This is a genomic window from Rikenella microfusus DSM 15922 (assembly GCF_000427365.1).
In the GTDB taxonomy this organism is placed as follows: domain Bacteria; phylum Bacteroidota; class Bacteroidia; order Bacteroidales; family Rikenellaceae; genus Rikenella; species Rikenella microfusus.
In genome coordinates this window covers 1,472,571-1,491,199 of record NZ_KE386488.1, presented here as the reverse complement: position 1 = coordinate 1,491,199, position 18,629 = coordinate 1,472,571, and the positions used below count along the sequence as shown (strand labels likewise).

The 18,629-nt window shown below is 59.0% G+C and carries 12 protein-coding genes; 6 read left to right on the top strand and 6 right to left on the bottom strand.

The annotated features are described in order from the left end of the window. The first annotated feature begins 104 nt into the window (after positions 1-104). Together RIKMI_RS0107310 and RIKMI_RS0107305 are read left to right on the top strand one after the other, a co-directional pair. Positions 105-2,483 carry an ABC transporter permease gene (locus RIKMI_RS0107310; protein ID WP_027291067.1) on the top strand — a complete coding sequence of 793 codons (2,379 nt, stop codon included), beginning with the start codon at positions 105-107 and terminating at the stop codon, positions 2,481-2,483. Between the two features lie 345 nt (positions 2,484-2,828). Then, complete coding sequence (locus tag RIKMI_RS0107305) at positions 2,829-3,509, top strand: ABC transporter ATP-binding protein (protein WP_027291066.1); 681 nt, start codon at positions 2,829-2,831, stop codon at positions 3,507-3,509. 267 nt (positions 3,510-3,776) lie between these two features. Here RIKMI_RS0107305 and RIKMI_RS0107300 read toward each other — a convergent pair whose 3' ends face one another. The 4 genes from RIKMI_RS0107300 to RIKMI_RS13380 form a co-directional block, all read right to left on the bottom strand. Continuing rightward, positions 3,777-4,997, bottom strand: a complete 1,221-nt coding sequence (locus RIKMI_RS0107300; RefSeq protein WP_027291065.1) for an ABC transporter permease — start codon at positions 4,995-4,997, stop codon at positions 3,777-3,779. 15 nt (positions 4,998-5,012) lie between these two features. Continuing rightward, on the bottom strand, positions 5,013-5,756 hold the full coding sequence (locus RIKMI_RS0107295) for an ABC transporter ATP-binding protein (RefSeq protein ID WP_027291064.1): 744 nt from the start codon (positions 5,754-5,756) through the stop codon (positions 5,013-5,015). A 200-nt stretch (positions 5,757-5,956) separates the two neighbouring features. After that, positions 5,957-7,102, bottom strand: coding sequence for an efflux RND transporter periplasmic adaptor subunit (locus RIKMI_RS0107290; RefSeq protein WP_027291063.1), 1,146 nt, complete (start codon positions 7,100-7,102; stop codon positions 5,957-5,959). Positions 7,103-8,076: 974 nt separating this feature from the next. Continuing rightward, the gene (locus RIKMI_RS13380; protein WP_051214409.1) at positions 8,077-9,372 is read right to left on the bottom strand and encodes a TolC family protein; all 1,296 of its coding nucleotides are present in this window, start codon (positions 9,370-9,372) and stop codon (positions 8,077-8,079) included. Between the two features lie 339 nt (positions 9,373-9,711). On the opposite strand from RIKMI_RS13380, the gene RIKMI_RS0107275 reads away from it, so the two are divergent. After that, entirely contained in the window at positions 9,712-10,761 is a 1,050-nt protein-coding gene (locus RIKMI_RS0107275; RefSeq protein ID WP_051214408.1) for an NAD(P)-dependent oxidoreductase, read from the top strand. On the opposite strand, the gene nhaC is transcribed toward RIKMI_RS0107275, so the two are convergent. Together nhaC and RIKMI_RS0107265 are read right to left on the bottom strand one after the other, a co-directional pair. Further along, positions 10,702-12,195, bottom strand: a complete 1,494-nt coding sequence (gene nhaC / locus RIKMI_RS13375) for a Na+/H+ antiporter NhaC (protein ID WP_037291679.1) — start codon at positions 12,193-12,195, stop codon at positions 10,702-10,704. The genes RIKMI_RS0107275 and nhaC overlap by 60 nt on opposite strands. A 156-nt stretch (positions 12,196-12,351) precedes the next feature. After that, positions 12,352-14,772 carry a penicillin-binding protein 1C gene (locus tag RIKMI_RS0107265; protein WP_051214570.1) on the bottom strand — a complete coding sequence of 807 codons (2,421 nt, stop codon included), beginning with the start codon at positions 14,770-14,772 and terminating at the stop codon, positions 12,352-12,354. Between the two features lie 97 nt (positions 14,773-14,869). Here RIKMI_RS0107265 and RIKMI_RS0107260 point away from each other — a divergent pair, with 97 nt between their 5' ends. The 3 genes from RIKMI_RS0107260 to RIKMI_RS0107250 all read left to right on the top strand — a co-directional run bounded on the left by RIKMI_RS0107260 (position 14,870) and on the right by RIKMI_RS0107250 (position 18,504). Beyond that, positions 14,870-16,465 carry a DUF4139 domain-containing protein gene (locus RIKMI_RS0107260; RefSeq protein WP_027291060.1) on the top strand — a complete coding sequence of 532 codons (1,596 nt, stop codon included), beginning with the start codon at positions 14,870-14,872 and terminating at the stop codon, positions 16,463-16,465. Between the two features lie 201 nt (positions 16,466-16,666). Next, entirely contained in the window at positions 16,667-17,569 is a 903-nt protein-coding gene (locus RIKMI_RS13370) for a cation diffusion facilitator family transporter (RefSeq protein ID WP_037291677.1), read from the top strand. A 5-nt stretch (positions 17,570-17,574) separates the two neighbouring features. Then, positions 17,575-18,504: an alpha/beta hydrolase gene (locus tag RIKMI_RS0107250; RefSeq protein ID WP_037291676.1), complete on the top strand. Its 930-nt coding sequence runs from the start codon at positions 17,575-17,577 to the stop codon at positions 18,502-18,504. The last annotated feature ends 125 nt before the right edge of the window (positions 18,505-18,629 follow it).

Below are 18,629 nucleotides of genomic sequence, written 5' to 3'. Positions count from 1 at the left end.
GCTTCCGGCGCATCCGATTCGGAAAGAGGATGCGTCTTAAAGGCGGCAGGGGAGTTTGACGGTATGGCCTCCTGCCGCTTTTTTCAGACCTTATTCTTATCGAAATGAAAACGATTTTCAGAAATTTTCTGACCACTCTGCGCCGGTTCAAAATGGCATCGGCGCTCAATATCCTGGGGCTGAGCGTGGCCTTCGCCGCATTCATCCTGATCCTGATGCAGGTTCGTTACGAATACTCTTTCGACAAATTCCACAGGAACGCCGGCCGTATCTACCGGGTCGAAGTCGATGCGGGCGAGCTGGGGCACGTCCCGATCGTATCGCGTCCGTTCGGCCCGACATTCGGGGACAATACGGCGGCCGTCGAAGATTACTGCATCATCCGGCCCCACTTCACCGAAAGCTATGTGACGGTCGATCGGAACGGTACCGAAACCGGATTCCTCCAGATCACCATGGGGGCAACCCCCGGCTTCACCCGGCTGTTCACGCCCGAGATGGTGGAAGGCACGGACGATGTGCTGGTCGCGCCGGGCAAAGCGCTGCTGCCGGCTTCGCTGGCCCGTAAATTCTTCGGCAGCGAGTTCGGCGTGCTGGGGGCACGGATTACGGTCAATAGCGGGGACCAGGCTGCCGATTTCGAGGTGGGAGGCGTTTACCGGGATTTTCCGGCCAATTCGCAGATCAAAAATCTCGTCTATACGTCGATTCCCGAAAAAGGGGAAAACGACGATTGGGGAACGTTCTCGTACACCATGTATGTCCTGCTGCAACCGGGAGCCGATCCCGAGGCGGTCGCGCAGGAGTGGAACCGTTTCGACCTCGCCTCCAAGGTGGGATGGGCCGAAAGTCCGACGATCGGGCTGACCGAACTGTCCGACATCTATTTCGACACGCGCCCTCTGATGGCCGATTTCGGAACCGAACACGGGAAACGCACGACGACGGACCTGCTTCTGGCGATCGCGTTGCTGGTGATCGGGATCGCGGCCGTGAACTTCGTGAATTTCTCGACATCGCTGACCCCGCTACGGATCAAGAGCATCAACACGCAGAAGGTGCTGGGGTCGCCGGTCTCGACCCTGCGGGCCGCGCTGGTGGCCGAAGCGGAGGGCATCGCCCTGATCGCCTTCGCGGCGGCCGTGCTGTGGGTCTATCTGTTGAGCGGCACGTCGTTCAACCAGTTCCTTTCGGGCGGGATTTCGCTGGCCGGCAACGGTTCTCTCATGCTGACGGCCCTGGGCGTGGCGGCGGCGGTCGGATTGCTGGCCGGGCTTTATCCGGCATACTATACGACTTCGTTCCCTCCGGCGCTGGTGCTCAAAAAGGGATCGTTCGGCATGTCGGCCAAAGGACGGAAACTGCGCACGGCGCTGATCGGGTTCCAGTTCGTGGTTTCGCTGGGACTGATCGTGGCGGCCATGTTCCTTCAGTTGCAGAACAATTATCTGCGTTATATCGATACCGGCATGGATCAGGAACGGATCGCCTATATGCAGCTGGGCGGCGAGCTGGTCGGGTCGAAGGCTTTCGATACGGAGGTGAAGCAGTCGCCTCTGATCGAAGACGTGGCCTACTCGCAGATGCCGATCGGCATCGGTAACAGCCATGCCCAATGGTTCAAAGACTTCCGGGGACAGCAGATCAGTTTTGCGGTCGAACCGGTATCGTGGAATTTCCCGCAAGTGATGGGCATCGAACTGGCGGACGGGGACTATTTCAACGAACGGGATTCGATTCGCCAGGGCAACGTCTATATTTTCAACGAACAAGCGGCCAAGGACTACGGCCTCACGACCCGGGACCAGATCGTCGAATGGGGTAGCGGCGAGAACGCCCTGAAGTCGGAAATCCGCGGGATCGCCAAAGATTTCAATTTCCAGTCGCTGCATTCGTCGATCGCCCCGTTCGCCATGGTCGTGCGCGGCAAGCAGTTCGGTGCGACGCCCCTGCCTGTGGCCTATTTCAAGATCAAAGGCGATCCCTACGCTGCGGTGGATCATATCGAACGGGTGGCGGCGCAGATAGATCCGGCTTATCCGGTGAGCGCTCAATTTTTCGACACGGCGTTCAACGCTCTGTATCAGAAAGACCGGCGGACCACGTCGCTGATTACGGTCTTCTCGCTGCTGGCCGTGGTGATTTCGCTGGTGGGCGTTTTCGGCCTGGTGGTGTTCGAAACGCAGTACCGCCGCAAGGAGATCGGCGTGCGGAAGGTGATGGGCGCGACGGTGGTCGAGATCCTGACGATGTTCAACAAGTCTTTCGTCCGTCTGGTTTTCGTCTGTTTCGTGATAGCGGCTCCGCTGGCATGGTACGGAGTGACGAAGTGGCTGGAGACTTTCGCTTACCGTACGCCTGTCTATTGGTGGGTTTTCGCTTTGTCGCTGGCGGTCGTGCTGCTGATCACGCTGATTACGGTGACGGTGCAGAGCTGGCGTGCGGCCACGGCCAATCCCGTAAACGCGCTCAAGGCGGAATAACCGATGGTAATGATATACTACTTTTATGCGGCATTGTTTTTTCGGCTCGCGCCGGACTCTCCGGGTCTTTTGCCCGGGTTTGCGGCGCCTTATACCGTCCGGCGCCGAGCCGAAACGGGGTTTGTGTAAAGTGTATATATTCACCTAACCGATTTGTCTAAAAATTGGACACACGGTGTCCAATTTTTAGACAATCCGACAAAGTTTCTCTTTTTGTTATTCGCTGATATTAAGTAGTTTATCTACTTTGGCACGATTTAAGCTACTAAACCGTAACAAACAGTTCAATCACAAAGCAATCAATTCATACGAATCATGGAAAATACCAATCAGAACACCGAACCGATGCTCCGCATCGAAGACTTAAGCAAATATTTCCGTACGGAAGAGGTGGAAACCGTCGCGCTGAACCACGTCTCCATGGAGGTCGCTCCGGGCGAATTCGTCGCGATCATGGGGCCTTCGGGTTGCGGCAAATCGACTTTGCTGAATATCCTTGGGCTGTTGGATAATCCTTCGGAGGGGAAATACTATCTGCTGGACAAGGAGGTCGGTTCGCTCAAGGAGAAGGAACGCACGCTGTACCGCAAGGGCAATATCGGTTTCGTGTTCCAGAGCTTCAACCTGATCGACGAACTGAACGTTTTCGAGAATGTGGAACTGCCGCTGATCTACCTGCGTATTCCGGCCAAGAAACGGAAAGAGATGGTGAACGACATCCTTCAGCGCATGAACATCAGCCACCGTGCGGGCCACTTCCCGCAGCAGTTGTCCGGAGGTCAGCAGCAGCGCGTGGCCATCGCCCGCGCCGTGGTCGCCCAGCCGAAACTGATATTGGCGGACGAACCGACCGGTAACCTGGACACGAAGAACGGCCAGGAGGTGATGACGCTGCTGTCGGAACTGAACCGCGAGGGGACGACGATCATCATGGTGACGCACTCTCAGCGAGATTCGACGTATGCCCACCGGATCATCAACCTGCTCGACGGCCAGATCGTGGAGAGCGTGAAAAACAATCTCTAACCGCCGAAATCCGGTCGTTCCGGAAAGTACCGCATCCTTGTTTTCCGGGGTGCGGTACTTTTTTTACCCGGTCATATGTACTCCAGGGATAAACATATATTTAATCGTACGGTTATTTTTTATTCGGGTTATTCGGGTCGGGCGCCCGGGAGACCGCCCCGAGTTTACGAAGGTTGCGGGCCTCCCGAGGGGGAGGCGTTCGGCCCGCCCGCTATCGCGGAAACTTGTTTTTAACCGTACGATTAATCCGTTTTTAGCCGGAGACGATCATTCGTACCGGATCGCCTCGATCGGGTCGAGCCGGGCCGCCTTCTGCGCCGGATACCAACCGAAAAAGATACCCGTCACCGTGCAGACCGCGAACGAAAGAATCACTGAATAAACCTGTACATACACCGGCCATCCCGCAAGATACTTGATCGCCGCCGAAGCCCCTATGCCCAGCAATACTCCGATAATCCCGCCCATCACGCTGATAATCACCGCTTCGATCAGGAATTGGAACAGGATATGCCGTCCTTTGGCGCCGATAGACATCCGCAGGCCGATCTCCCGCGTCCGTTCGGTCACCGACACATACATGATATTCATGATACCGATCCCGCCGACCAGCAACGAGATGCCTGCGATACAGGCCAGCAGCACCGTCATCATCTCCGTGGTGGAACTCAGCATCGAACTCAGCTCCTCCTGCGAACGGATTTCGAAATCGTCCTCCGCCGTTTCCGACAATTTATGGGTACGCCGCAGGATGTCCGACAGCTCCTCGACCGCCCGGTCGGTCAGCTCTTCGGATAACGCCGAACAGAAAATGCCTTGCAGGTAAGTGATCGCCAGCATCCGTTTCTGGACGGTGGTATAGGGGGCCAGAATCAGGTCGTCCTGATCCTGCCCCATCGAGTTGTATCCTTTCGAAGTCAGCACGCCGACAATGCGCAGCGGGATCTTATCGAACCGGATCGTCTTGCCCAGCGGACTTTCTCCGTTCGTGAACAACTCGTCCACTACCGTTTGTCCCACTACGCAGACCTTCGCTGCCGAATGGATATCGCTTTCGGTGAACATCTCCCCCTGTCCGACCTGATATTTACGGATGTCCAGATACTCCGGACTGATACCGTATGCGGTAGTCGGCGTATTGTTGGCTCCGTAGATCGCCTGCCCGCTGGCATTGACCGACGGAGAAACGGCCGCCACCCAAGTGCTTTCGTTCAGAATCGCCTGGTAATCGGTCAGCTTCAGCGACTGCATGTCGCTCGCGCTGAGCCGTACCCCCGCTCCGCGGTCGAATTTCGGGTGGATCATGATCATATTGGAACCCATTTCCGAAATCTGTGCCCGGATACTTCGTTTCGATCCCTGCCCGATGGCCAGCATCGCGATGACCGACGCCACCCCGATGATAATCCCCAGCATGGTGAGGAATCCCCGGAATTTATTGTTGTTGAGCGCCCGCAGCGCGATGCGCACCAGATTCTTATAATTCATCGTTCACAGTCAGGTTTAGTCGTTCTCTTTGGGCAGCGATTCGAGTACCTCGCGGGCCGAACGGATATTGCCGTTCAGCGTATCCGCGACCACCCGGCCGTCCCGCAGGGTGATGTTGCGGCTGCTGAATTCGGCCAGCTCCGGATTGTGGGTGACGAAAATAATCGTCCGCCCTTCGGCATGGAGACGCTGGAAAAGGGTCAGAATCTCGAACGAAGTCCGGGTGTCGAGGTTCCCGGTCGCTTCGTCGGCCAGCAGGATCACCGGATCGTTGACCAATGCGCGGGCGATGGCCACGCGCTGCTGCTGACCGCCGGACATCTGGTTCGACCGGTGGCTCATCCGTTCGGCCAGCCCCACCGCGACCAAAGCCTGTTCCGCTTTCTCTTTCCGCTGGCGGGCGGAGAATCCGCGGTTATAAAGCAGCGGCAGTTCGACATTCTCCAGCGCCGTGGTCTTCGGCAACAGGTTGTAACTCTGGAACACGAATCCGATTTTGCGGTTACGCAGCGTGGCGCGGTCGTTTTTGCCCATCGTCCGCACCGAAATGCCGTCGAGGTAATATTCGCCGGAGGTGGGGGTATCCAGACAGCCCAGAATGTTCAGCATGGTCGATTTCCCAGAACCGCTGGTCCCCATAATGGTCACGAATTCGCCGGCGCGGATCGAAAACGATACCCCGCGCAGGGCATGAACCGTTTCGCTCCCCACCGTGAAATCGCGGCGGATATTCTCGATTTTTATGATCTCTTTTTCCATAAATTACTCTTTGCATGCGGTCGTTACTGTTGCCGCACAGGCCCGCACGGCAGTTTATTTCCGTCTGTCGGGTTGCGTTCCGGACAAAACCCGTCCGGATGCCGTTCGCCCGCTCCCGGCGGAACATTCCAGGGTTTTCGATACCCGTCCGTTCGTCGACCGGACGCCCATATTTTCGGCCCGTACGGTACCGGCCCGGTCTATTTTTTCTTATTCCTCCCCGGAGGCGTCGGCATGAAAGGGCTTTGTTCGCCGCCGGCCTCCTCGTCGTCGATGCCGGCCGGCATCGTCATCCTGAAACCGACCGCCACCGAATCGCCTTCGGACAGGCCGCTGACGATCTCCGTATAGATACCGTCCGAAACGCCGGTTTTGACAGGGGTTTCCGTCAATTTGCCGCCATGATCGACATACACCCGTTTCGGCCCGGACGTAGCGGTCTTCCCGCCCATGTCCGGCGAGAAGCGGAACGCTTTGGCCGGGACGATCAGCACGTCCGGTTTCTGCATGGTGAAGATCGTCACGTTGGCCGTCAGGCCCGGAATGAGTTTGATGTCCGGATTGGCGGCGGAGATGACCACTTCGTAAGTCACCACGTTCGATTCCTCGGTGGCTTGCAGGCGTTTCTGCGTCACTGTACCCTTGAACACATCGTCCGGGTAGGCGTCCACCGTGAAATTGACCTCCTGTCCCTCTTCCACCTGTCCGATATCGGCTTCGTCTACGTCCGCGATCACCCGCATCTCGCGCAGGTCTTCGGCCAGCGTGAACAGGGTCGGGGTCTCGAAACTGGAAGCTACGGTCTGCCCCACCTCTACCTCGCGGGAGATCACCACGCCGTTGATCGGCGAATAGATACGCGCGTAACCGAGGTTGGTCTCGGCCTGCACCAGGTTGGACAGGGCCATGTCGTAATCGGTTTTCGAGGTCTCGTAGGCGTATTCGGCATCTTCGTAGTCGGTCGCACTGACCATGCCTTTTTCGAACAGCCCTTTGATACGGTTGTAATTTTTCTGCTGGTATTCGTATTTGACCCGCGCCGCTTCGAGGCTGGCCGTCCGCGCATCGAGCGTGGCCCGAAGTTCGACGGTATCCAGCTCGGCCAGCAGCTGCCCGGCCTTGACGGTGGAGTTGTAATCGGCGTAGAGTTTGGTAATCTTACCGGATACCTGGGTGCCGACTTCGACTTCGGTAATCGGCTCGATGGTTCCCGTGGCCATGACGCTGTTGCTGATGGTGCCTCGTTCGACGGCTACGGTTTCGTAAGCCATGCCGGAGTCCTCGGGCGAGCAGGCGAAAGCCAGTCCTGCGGCCATCGCTGCCGCCAGCAGGGACTTGCCCTTTATTTTCTGGTTCTGTTTCATATTTGGTATTTGACTTTTTTCGTTACGAATGCTGCTGCCGCAGGACGATAAAGAATAAAGATGGGCAGTAATCAAATCGTATGATTAGATGTTCCCAACCTTTTTTACCTGTTCATTTATCAGGTAAAGGCTGCCGGCCCGGGAATATGCGATTTTCCGTTCCGACGTTAGTCGGGAACGGGGAATCGCATTCCCGGCGACTTTTTTGCTTACTTTTTTGGTCGCGCAACCGACGCAGCAGCCGAGCGCCATCGGGCTCGCACGAATGGCCGAGGCGCCAGGAGGAACCGAACAGCGTACCGAGACCTAAAGGCCGCTTGCGGACTTTGGCGAGGCAGCGCGAGGAAGCCGCCGGCAAACCGTAGGTAAAAAAGTAAGTGCCCCGCCGGCATGAGGCGTCCGGGAAAGCCGGTGCCCCCGCGGCATGAGCGGACGCAGAAAAAACAAACGCCCGTCGGCGATAGACATACTATTAAACATACAGTTATTTATAAAATCCGGACGCCCGGGAGCGGTCGCAATTTCCGACGCGTAGAGCGGCGAAATGCGGGCCTCCCGAGGGGGAGGCGTCCGGCCCGCCCGCTAACGCGGAAACTTGTTTTTAACCGTACAATTAATTTCAAAGCCGGAGCCAGCGTGGACTGCTTGCAGGCCTACGCCGGGGGTGGCTCCGGCCTGACTAAGGGGAAGCATGGCAATTAACCGTACAGTTATTTGCCGAGGGTCGCAGCCTGCGGAGGCCCGCGCGACCTGAAGGCGATATTCGCCTTGTCGAATAACCCTGCGATTTTTATTGATGCGATTCGGAAAAATCACCGGCTTTTGCGGTACTGCCGAACATTTCGGGTAAGAACTCTTTCGCTGGGATAGGCACAAAGCCGAAAAAGGAATTATAACCGTATCTTAATTCGCAGGCTAAGACCCGGAACCGGCAGAAATCCGCCTTCCGCATTTGTTTACAGGTCGATCCGCCCTCCCCGGTAGAATTCCAACAGCCGGAGCGACAGCACCGACTGGTACTTCGCCTGGATCAGCTCCTGCTGCGCCGAGAGGTAGTTATTCTTTTCGGTCAGCAGATCGACCGCATTTTTCATCCCGCTGTCGAACTTTTCCTGCACCAGCCGGTAACTCAGTTCGGCCGATTTCAGTTTCCCGGCTGCCGCCGTGTAACGGCTTTGCGCCGAGGTGGCATCCTGCCACAACGATTCCACTTCGGAGAGCAGGTCTTTCAGTGTCTGTTCATGCGACAATTCCGACGAACGCGTTTCGAGCCGCGCCTGGTCGATCGCCGACCGCGCCGACCGATTGTTGAAAATCGGGACGCTGATATTCACCGTCGCGCTCTCGTTCAGTTTGTCGCTCAATTGGTTGAAGAACGAGTAACCGCTGTTCGAGAAATTTCCCGTCCCTACCGCCGCGCTCAGCGAAACCGTCGGCAATTTCTGTCCCCTGGCAATCTTTTCGTTCACCCGGGACGCCTCGATCTCCAACCGGCTGCTCTCCACCTGCGGCATCGCCTGCGTAGCGGAAGCATAGACTTCGGCCAGATCCGGAATAACGGCCATCACGTCCGCATCGTCCACCTCCGGGAAAGCGACCTCGAATTCGTCGTCCAGCTCCAGTTCCAACAGTTGTTTCAGTTTCAGCTCGGCCTGTGCCAGCGTGTTCTCGGCCACCGTACGGTCGTAAACGTCGCTGTGGTACTGCGCCTCGATCTGGGCATAGTCGCTGACCGATACCGAACCGGCATCCAGCAATGCCCGCGTTCGTTCCATCTGCGCCTGCGACGCCTCTACCGTCTGTTGCATCGTCCTGAGGTTTTCGTTGGCATAGAGGATCGCCAGGTAAGCCTCCGTCACCGAAATTTCAATGTCGTTGCGCGCTACGGCCACCTCCAGCTGTGTACTGCGGGTCTGTATTTCGCGTTGTCTGACCGTATTGGTCAGCCGGCTGCCCTGATAGATCGTCAGCCCCGCGTTGAGCGAATAACTGCCCGAATAGGAAGTTCCGTCCTCCTTGCCGTGGGAAATACCCTGTCCGGTCGAAAAGGAGAGCGTCGGGGTCTGCTGTGCCTTGGCCTGTAACAGATTGATCCCCGCACTGCTGTTCGACACTTCGGCCGACTGCACCTGTATGTTATGGGTGCGGGCATACTCGATGCATTCCCGGAGCGTCCACGGCGCCGCTTCCGTCGTCATCGGCCCTGCCGTGCAGAGCCAGGCTGCCCCGATAAGGATGCGTAGTTTTTTCATAGGTTTGTATGATTCATCTGTCGCAAACCTATCCAAGACGCCGACCGGCGCCAAACAATAAAGACGGGCGACGGAAATCCGCCGACCGAACCCTTCCTTTTGCCGACAAACTCCGGCCCGCCCAAAGGGGGGGGAGAATAAATTTACAGATAACCGTACGGTTAATCATCCGCATAGCGGTCAGCCCCGAGCCCCCCCGGCGAAGGGCTGCAACCTGCGGTCGCGCCCTCGCTGGCTCCAGGCTTTGGCCTGCAAATTAACCATACGCGCAAACCCGGGATTCCTCACAGGCTGTCGCACCGTAAAAATCGCTACCTTTAACCGCTACGAAAAACCGTTATGACAAACCTCGAACAGTTTATACAGTCCCACTACCGTCCCGAGGAATATCCGGCGCTGGCCGACCAGGCCGCACGGTGGGAACGCGAAAAACCGCTCGCCGGACTGTGCGTGCTCGATGCCACGCCCGTTTTCCGAAACACTGTTTCCAAATACATCCCGCTATTGAAAGCCGGGGCGAAGCTGACCGTCGGTCTGGCCGGAGGATTCCCCCATGACCCGGCCGTCGCGGAGTTTCTGTTACGGAATGGCATTCCGACATTGAGAAGTGAAGAAACCTCCCAGGAGAGGTTCGACCTGATCCTCGATTGCGCCGCGGCATTCGCCAGCCTCGAACCCCGAATCGGGTACGTGGAGCTGACCCGTTCCGGCGTTCCCGGTTACGAAGGCAAACGGAAACCGGTTTTCGTAGCCGACAGCGGCACGATCAAACGCATCGAAACCTGTCTCGGCACGGGCGAAAGTTACTTCCGGGCGATGGCCTCGCTGGGATATGGGACTTGGAAAGGGCATACGTTGGTCGTTTTCGGCAGCGGCAAAGTGGGAACGGGAATCGTACTGTACGCCTCGCGTATGGGGGCGCGAGTCCGGGTCGTCACCGATCCGGCCACCGTCTCGCCTCGGATCGCGGCGGTAACGGAACGGGTGATCGATTACCGCAATCGCGATGCCGTCATCGCCGCACTGGAAGACGCGTATGCCGTGGTAACGGCGACCGGCGTCCCGGGAGCATTGGCCGGACTGGGCGACGTGCTGGAGCGGTCGGGAGCGTTGCTGGCCAATATGGGAGTGGAAGACGAGTTCGGGACGGAGGTGCCCGAAGCGAGGGTGCTGGGACGGAAACGACCGCTGAATTTCCTGCTGGAGGAACCGACCCACCTGAAATACATCGAAGCGACGATGGCCCTGCACAACGAAGGCGCCGTATGGCTGGCCGGCCATCCCGGAACGGGCGGATTTTGCACGCCGCCTCCGGAGATCGAGGAACGGTTACTGGACCTTACCCGCCGTTTCGGCACGATCGGGGACGAGATCGGGCTGATCCTCTGACGGCGCTTGTTTCCGGATTCCCCAGCCGGCCCAGGCCACCGCGAGCGTCACGATGGGACTGAGCCAGCAGAAAAAGGCGAACGGCAGGTATACCAGCGTCGGAACGCCCAGAATGGAGGCTTGCGTGGCCCCGCAGGTATTCCACGGCACCAGTACCGAGGTGGCCGTGCCGCCGTCCTCGAGCGTGCGGCTCAGCAACCTGGATTGCAACCCGTTGCGCCGGAACGCTCCGATGAACATTTTGCCCGGTACCACGATCGACATGTATTGGTCGCCCGATGTGAGGTTGAAAAGCAGGCAGCTGCCGGTGGCGGTCGTCACCAACCCGCCGGCGGAACGGACACGGCTCAAGATGGCGCCGGTGATGCGTTCGAGGAAACGGCCCGCCTCCATCACCCCGCCGAAGACCATCGCCGTAATAATCAGCCAGACGGTATTGAGCATCCCGGCCATTCCGCCCGTAGCCAGCAAATCGTCTACCGTCGCGTCGCCCGTGTGCGGCACAGTCTCGCCGTACAGCGAACGGGTCAATACTTCGTATCCGCTCCCCAGCGTCAGACGACCGTCGGGCGTGAGCGTCGCCAGCAGTTCCTGCTGGAACAGGGCAGCGGCTCCGACGGCGATCAGGGAACCGATCATCAGCACCGGCACGGCGGGAATCTTCCGGACGATCATAAAGACCACCAGCACGGGTATCAGCAGCAACAGCGGGCTGATGCGGTAGGTCGAAGCGATGGTGTTCTGGAAAGCGTCCACCCCCGAAGCCTCCGCATCGCCGCCCCCCGCGGCGAAGGTCAGCACGGCGAATGCGGCCAGCGTCAGCAAAATGGAGGGAACGGTGGTCTGCATCATATAACGGATATGGACGAACAGGTCGGTGCCCGTCACGGCGGAAGCGAGATTCGTCGTATCGCTCAACGGCGACACCTTATCCCCGAAATAGGCCCCGGAGATGATGGCTCCGGCGGTCATGGCCATGTCGAAACCGAGGGCGTGCCCGATTCCGATCAGCGCCACGCCGATGGTGGCGATGGTGGACCACGAACTGCCGGTGGCGACGGACACGGCGGCCGAAATCACCACGCAGGCGGGCAGGAAATAATCCGGCCGCAGAATATCGAGGCCGTAATAGATCATGGTGGGAATCACGCCGCTCGTCATCCAGCTGCCGGAGAGCATCCCGACCAGCAGCAGGATCAGGATGGCCGGCAACGAGGCGCTGATGGTATGCACCATGCCCTGCATGATGTCGGCCCACCGGACGCGGTTATAGACCGCGATACCCGCGCCGACGGCAGAGGCTACAAGGAGCGACAGCTGATTGGCTCCGGCCAGGGCGTCGGCTCCGGTACCGAGCACGGTAGTCATGATAAGTCCCAGCAGGACGAGGATCGGGATGACGGACTGGAAAATGGTGGGCTGTCGCTGGGTCATGCGGCGGAAAGTGCGTTAAACGGAGGTGAAACGGAGCCGCAAAAATACTGTTTTTACGGATAAAATTAAGGCGATTCCGGACGAGTTTTCCGAACGGCCCCTTGCATACGGTTCCGCACCGGGCGGTTTCCGGTTCGCGCAGGCCGGAGAAACCGCCTACTCCCTGCGGAGTACCGTAAACCGGATCCGCTGGCTGTTGCCGGCATCGTCCACAACGGTCAGCCAGTGTTCTCCGGCGGCCGGAGCGACGGTGAGAGCGTGTCCGGCGACCGACGCCGAACGCGTCGAACCGAGGTACACGTTGTCCAGATGCCAGTGAATCGTAGCGCTGTCGGAACGGTGGGCGGCGCGGAATACGAATTTCGCGGGGACGGCGCCCGCTCCGCCGAACCCTTCGGGCAGATAGAGCGTCGCACGATGGCGGGGATAGATCAGCTCCAGCGGCCGCGACCCGGCCATCGCGGGCGGCACGGCATAATCCGAAGCGGCCTGCCGGTAATAGTATTCCGCCGCGGGCGGCAATACGAACCAGCCGCGGACATTGCCGTCCGCAGTTACGGGCCGGTGGTAGGGGCAGAGAGGCGACGCAGTGCCCGCCTGCGGAATACGCACCGTATCGACCGGATCGTCGGAAGAAAAACACCACTCCGAAGCCCGATGGCCGCTGCGCCGGCAGACGGCGACGGAGGCCATGTCGTCCAACGGCTCGGAGAACCAGCCGTCAGCCGCCGGAAGCATCGAAAAAATATCGAACATCACGGGCGCGGCGTAACCCACGCCGGTCATCGAGGCACGTCCTTCGCCGTCGGCGTTTCCGACCCATACGCCGACAACGTAGTCCGGAGTCAGCCCGATGGCCCATGCGTCGCGGTTGCCGTAGCTGGTACCGGTTTTCCAGGCTACCCGTTTCATGGAGCTGAATTCCTGCCAGGCGGCCTCCTCTTCGGGACGGTTCACGCCGCTCATGGCCTCGAACATGAACCAGAGGGCCGCAGGCGAGAGGGGACAAATCCCGGAAGCAGACTCGTTCCCGGAAGAGTTAAGCGGCTGGTCCTCAGCCCGCGGAGGCGCAACGCGGTTGCCGCCCTCCGCCCGAAATGGCTGCGGGCGGGCCGCTGTTGCGGAAACCGCGGGAGCAAAACTCACTGTCAGTTCCCGCATATCCCCCGCCTCGTAATGCCCCGTCCGCCCGTAAGTTTCCAGCGAGCGGGCCAGCGAAGCGTAAATCCCGGTCATCTCCCAGAGCGTTCCCTCGGCCCCGCCGAGGATCAGCGTCGCCCCGTAATGGTCGGCGCTGCGGTCGAGTGTCGTCAGCCCCATCGACCGGAGCAGGGCGAGGAAACGGCTGTTGTTGTAAAGCGTCAGCATCCGGACGGCCGGCACGTTGAGCGACCGGGCGACGGCCTCGTCGGCGGGCACGACGCCGCGGAAAGTCTTGTCGTAATTCGACGGAGTGAAACCGGCGAGGTCGAGGGGCGTATCGAGTACCAACGTGCGGGGCAGCAGCTGGCCTTCGCCGAGCAGTGCGCCGTAAAGGATCGGTTTGAGCAGGCTGCCCGTGCTGCGCCGGGCACGGACAACGTCCACCGAACGGCCGTCGGCAGCTTTCCCCGGTTTGTCCGAGGGAGTGATATTCCCCACGTAAGCCAGTACCTCCCCCGTCCGCACGTCGGCCACCAGCGCGGCGGCATTGCGGATACGGTTGGCGGCCAGCGACCTGCGACCGTAGCCGTCCACGATCTGACGGGTACGCTGTTGCAGGGCGTTGTCGAGGGTCGAATGCAGAACCGTCCCGGCCGGGAGACGGTCGGTCAGATGCGGCGCATGGCGGGGTAAGGGTTCCGGTGCGGCGGGCAGCGGCTCGATCAGCGCGGCGGCATATTCGGTACTGTCGATCGTCCTCGCCTCCAGCAGACGGCGCAACAGACGGTCCCGCTTCGCCTGCAAGGCCCGGCGGCCGCGGCCGGGATGGATCAGGGCCGGGGAATTGGGCAATACCGCGAGGGTGGCGGCTTCGGCCCAGGAGAGCTGGCCGGGATCATGGCCGAAATAACGCCACGCGGCGGCTTCCAGCCCGACCACGTTCCCGCCGAACGGGGCGTGAGCGGCGTAAAGGGCGAGTATTTCGTCTTTGGTATAACTCCACTCCAGGCGAGTAGCAATCAGCATTTCGCGCAGCTTTTCGCCGACGGTGCGGGGCGGGTTCCCGCGGCTCAGGCGCACGAGCTGCATGGTGAGGGTCGAACCGCCGCTGACGACCTCTCCGGCCCGCCAGTTCTGTCGGGCGGCACGGACGACGGCCGGCAGCGATACGCCGAGGTGTTTGTAAAATCTCCGGTCTTCGTATTCCACGACGGCACGGACGTATTTTTCCGGCAGAGCGTGTCCGGGCGGAAAACGCCACTGGCCGTCGGCGGCCGCTTTGGCCCCCAACAGTTCGCCGCTGCGGGCGTAAAGCACGGCGGAATACGGCGTATCGAACAGGGGCCGGGGCAGCACCAGGGCGTACCACACGGCGGAAACCGTCAGGATGCCGATCAGGATGTAGTGCAATTTATGTCGCCGGGACCTGCTCATCGAATCCAAAATTAAGGTTTTAATACGAACAGCCGGAATTATCAGGTACGGAATGTTATATTTGTAAAAGTTGTTCAACCGAAATAACGAACCGGCTATGAAACATTTCGGCTTATTGGCGGTCGCCCTGTTCGTCGGAGGGGGCGCCGCACTCGCGGCTCCCGCACAGCAGTTCGGCATAGCGCGGGTCAAACGCGTCAAAGTCTATCCCCAGGGGGTCTATGTCACGATGTCGGTCAAGGCGTCGCTGAAGGGCATGCCGCAGGAACGCGTGCTGTTCCCGGACTTGTGGTATGCCGACCGGGAGACGGTCGAGATCAGGCTGGTTCCGACGGAACAAAGCGAAGGAGTCGCTTTCGTACCGGAAGTTTCTCCCGCCACGCAAGCCAAAAACGTGAGCATGTACCGGCAGCGGGTCAGTCGGCGGAATGTCAAGTTGGAAGCGCTGGGCAGACTCCGCTCGGACAGTATGGCGATAGAACGGGAGATCGATTTTCTCAAAGCGCAGACTGCCCATGCCTGGAAATCGCCGGACGAGGCGAAAATCGTAGAAAAATGGATACGGGAGCGTTTCCCGGATCTGTATGAGCGGCAGCGCAGGATATGCGAATCGATCGGTGAGCAGAACGAGTTATTGGCGGAGGACCGACGGGTCATCGAATCGATCGGCCGGGATTATTCGCGGGTGACGCTGGTCTGGGCGTGGGTGGAGGCGCCGGGCCCGCGGGAGGTGGAGTTCGAACTGTCGTATTACGCCGATGCGGCGGAGTGGAAGCCGATCTACTATTTCCGGTTCGATTCGGAACGACAGCAGGCGGAGCTGGATTACCAGGCGACGGTCCGGCAATGGACAGGCTTCGACTGGAACGAAGTCGAAACGGCTTTGAGTTACGGTACGCCCAAACGATTGTCGCAACCGAAACGGCTATATCGGCAAATAGCGGGCTACAGACCTGCCGTACCGGTCGAAAAGAAACGCAGAGTCGATATATTGGATTTAGATGTCGAGCAAAGTTTGGCGGTCGATGTAACCCGCTTCGGGGGAACTTACGTTGCGGAGGCGGAGCTGGCAGAGACGGAGGCGGATGTCAGCTATCTGCTGCCGGAACCGTTGTCGCTGGTTTATTCCGCGGACGGCGACCGGACTTATCAAACGGTCACGGTATATAAAGATACGATCCCGGCCTCGTATGATTACGAGGCGACGCCGAAGATTAGCGACAAAGTACTGATGATGGCGCGTATCCCGGATTGGCAGCGGCTCCGCTTACGCGGCGGCCGGATGAACGTTTTTTACGACGGGCGCATGCTGGGACAGTCGGACCTGTCGGTGAATACGGTGGAAGATACGTTGTCGATTCCGCTGACGGAGGAACCGAGGGTGGCGGTAGAACGCTCGGAGGTGAAAAATTATGAAAAGCGGGTGTCGAGGTCGGAAAAGGAACGGTCGTGCGTATATGAAATCCGAATCAGAAACAATAGGGATTTCCCGGTGAATCTGACGGTAAAGGACCAGTATCCGGTGGCGAGTACGGATGAGGTGGAGGTATCGCTGACGGAAAGTTCGGGGGCGCAGGCGGATGCGGATTCGGGGATGCTGACCTGGAAATTGCAATTGGACCCGGGCGAGGAACGGATCCTGCGGTTCGGCTACTCGGTACGCTACCCCAAAGACGGCACGGTCTACTTTTAAACCGTTCGTTTATTCCGCACTGTTGATTGGGAGGTTACCGTTCCTTTTGTGAATAACCGATACAGTCAGCAAGAGTAGAGCGGGCAAGCCTGCTCTACCGAACGACGCGGAGCCGATAAGAAAAAATCACCGCCGAATAGATTCGGTATACCAAAAGTATAACAGTCGCTTGTTAAACGACCGGTAAACGAACCGATTATTATGTCGCACCATCATACGCACGGGCATGGTCACAGCCATGCGGCGACCGGGAATATCGCCCTCGCTTTTTTCGTCAATCTCGGATTCGCCGTGATCGAGTTGGTCGGCGGATTGTGGACCAACAGCATCGCCATCCTTTCCGACGCATTCCACGATTTCGGAGACAGCCTCTCGCTGGCCGTAGCCTGGAGACTGCAAAAAGTGTCCGAACGTAAGGCCGACGCCGACTACTCGTACGGTTACAAACGCTTTTCGCTGCTCGGAGCGCTGTTCATATCGACCGTACTGCTCGTCGGCTCCGTGTTCATCATCAAAGAGTGCGTCGAACGTATCGTCGCGCCTCAGGAACCGAACGCCGAAGGAATGCTCGGTCTGGCCGTCTTCGGCGTGCTCGTCAACGGATTCGCCGCCCTGCGGCTCAAACGGGGCGGTTCGATCAGCGAACGCGCCGTCATGCTCCATATGCTGGAAGACGTGTTGGGATGGATCGCCGTACTCATAGTCAGCGTAGTGATGCTCTTCGTCAAAGTGCCCGTCCTCGACCCGTTGCTCTCGATCGGTATCTCGTGCTGGGTGCTGTACAACGTTTACCGGAATCTGCGGGCCACGTTCCGGGTTCTTTTGCAGCACACTCCCGCGGATATCGACGCCGCGGAACTCGAACGGGAAATCGTGGCCCTGCCCGGCGTGCAGTCGATCCACGATCTGCACCTGTGGAGTCTCGACGGCGAACGCAACATCAGCACGCTGCATGCGGTCGTAGAGATCTCTACGACCTGCAAAGACAAAATCCGGATCAAAACGGAAATACGCAGGATTTGCGCCCGTAATGGCATAGAACATGCTACCATCGAGTTAGAAACCCCGGGAGAGGACTGCGGTCTGACCCACTGCTCGCACTGACTGATATGAAATTCGAATACCGGACCCTCGATTTTCCGGCCGATTACGACGGCCCGGTGGCAGCCACCCTGATCCGGGCCTCGTTCCCGGCTCAGGATACGAGGCGGGCCGTGCTCTATGTACACGGCTATATCGACTATTTTTTCCAGGAACACCTGGCCGAAGCCTTCGTCGCTCACGGCTATCGTTTCTATGCCGTGGAACTGCGCAAATACGGCCGTTCGTTGCGGGAAGGGCAACACCCCGATTTCGCCCGGTCGATGTATGAATATTATCCCGACCTGACGGAGAGCATCCGGCATATCCGGGAGGAAGGAGCCTCAGGAATCGTATTGCTGGGCCATTCGACCGGCGGCTTGCTGGCGGCCCTGTATGCCGACGACGGCCCGCAGCGCGAGGCGATCCGGTGCGTGGTGCTGAACAGTCCGTTCCTGGAATTCAACACCACCTGGTTCAAGAAACATGTGCAGATACCGTTGGCGGCTCTGGTCAGTATCGTGTTTCCTTTCGCACACAAGAAAAACGAGCTTTCGCCCTTATATGCCCGAAGCGTCCATAAACATTACGGGGGAGAGTGGGATTTCGATACGTCGCTGAAACCGATCGAGGGGATTCCGCTCTATTTTTCCTGGTTGCGGGCCGTGCGGAACGGGCAGCGGCGTATCCGACGGGGACTGCATATCGCGGTACCGGTACTGGTGATGAGTTCGGACAAATCGTATTTCGGGAAAACGTGGAGCGACGAGTTGTTCGAGTCCGATTCGGTGCTGAATGTGGAGGACATACGCCGTCGGGCGCAGAAACTGGGTCAGTGCGTTACATACGTAGCTGTCGAAGGCGGCATGCACGACCTTTTCCTGTCGCGGAAAGCGGTAAGAACCGAAGCGTTCCGGATCGTGTTCGGGTGGTTGGAACGAACGCTCGGCAAACGTTGAAGCAAGCATATGGTTTTATCCGGCCATTGATGCCGTTCTCTCTGCCCGGCCCTGCGGCCCGTCCGGATAAAGCGTTCCGAAACCCGACAAGACCCCGGCGGAGCTGTCCGAAACAGGGACAGAAG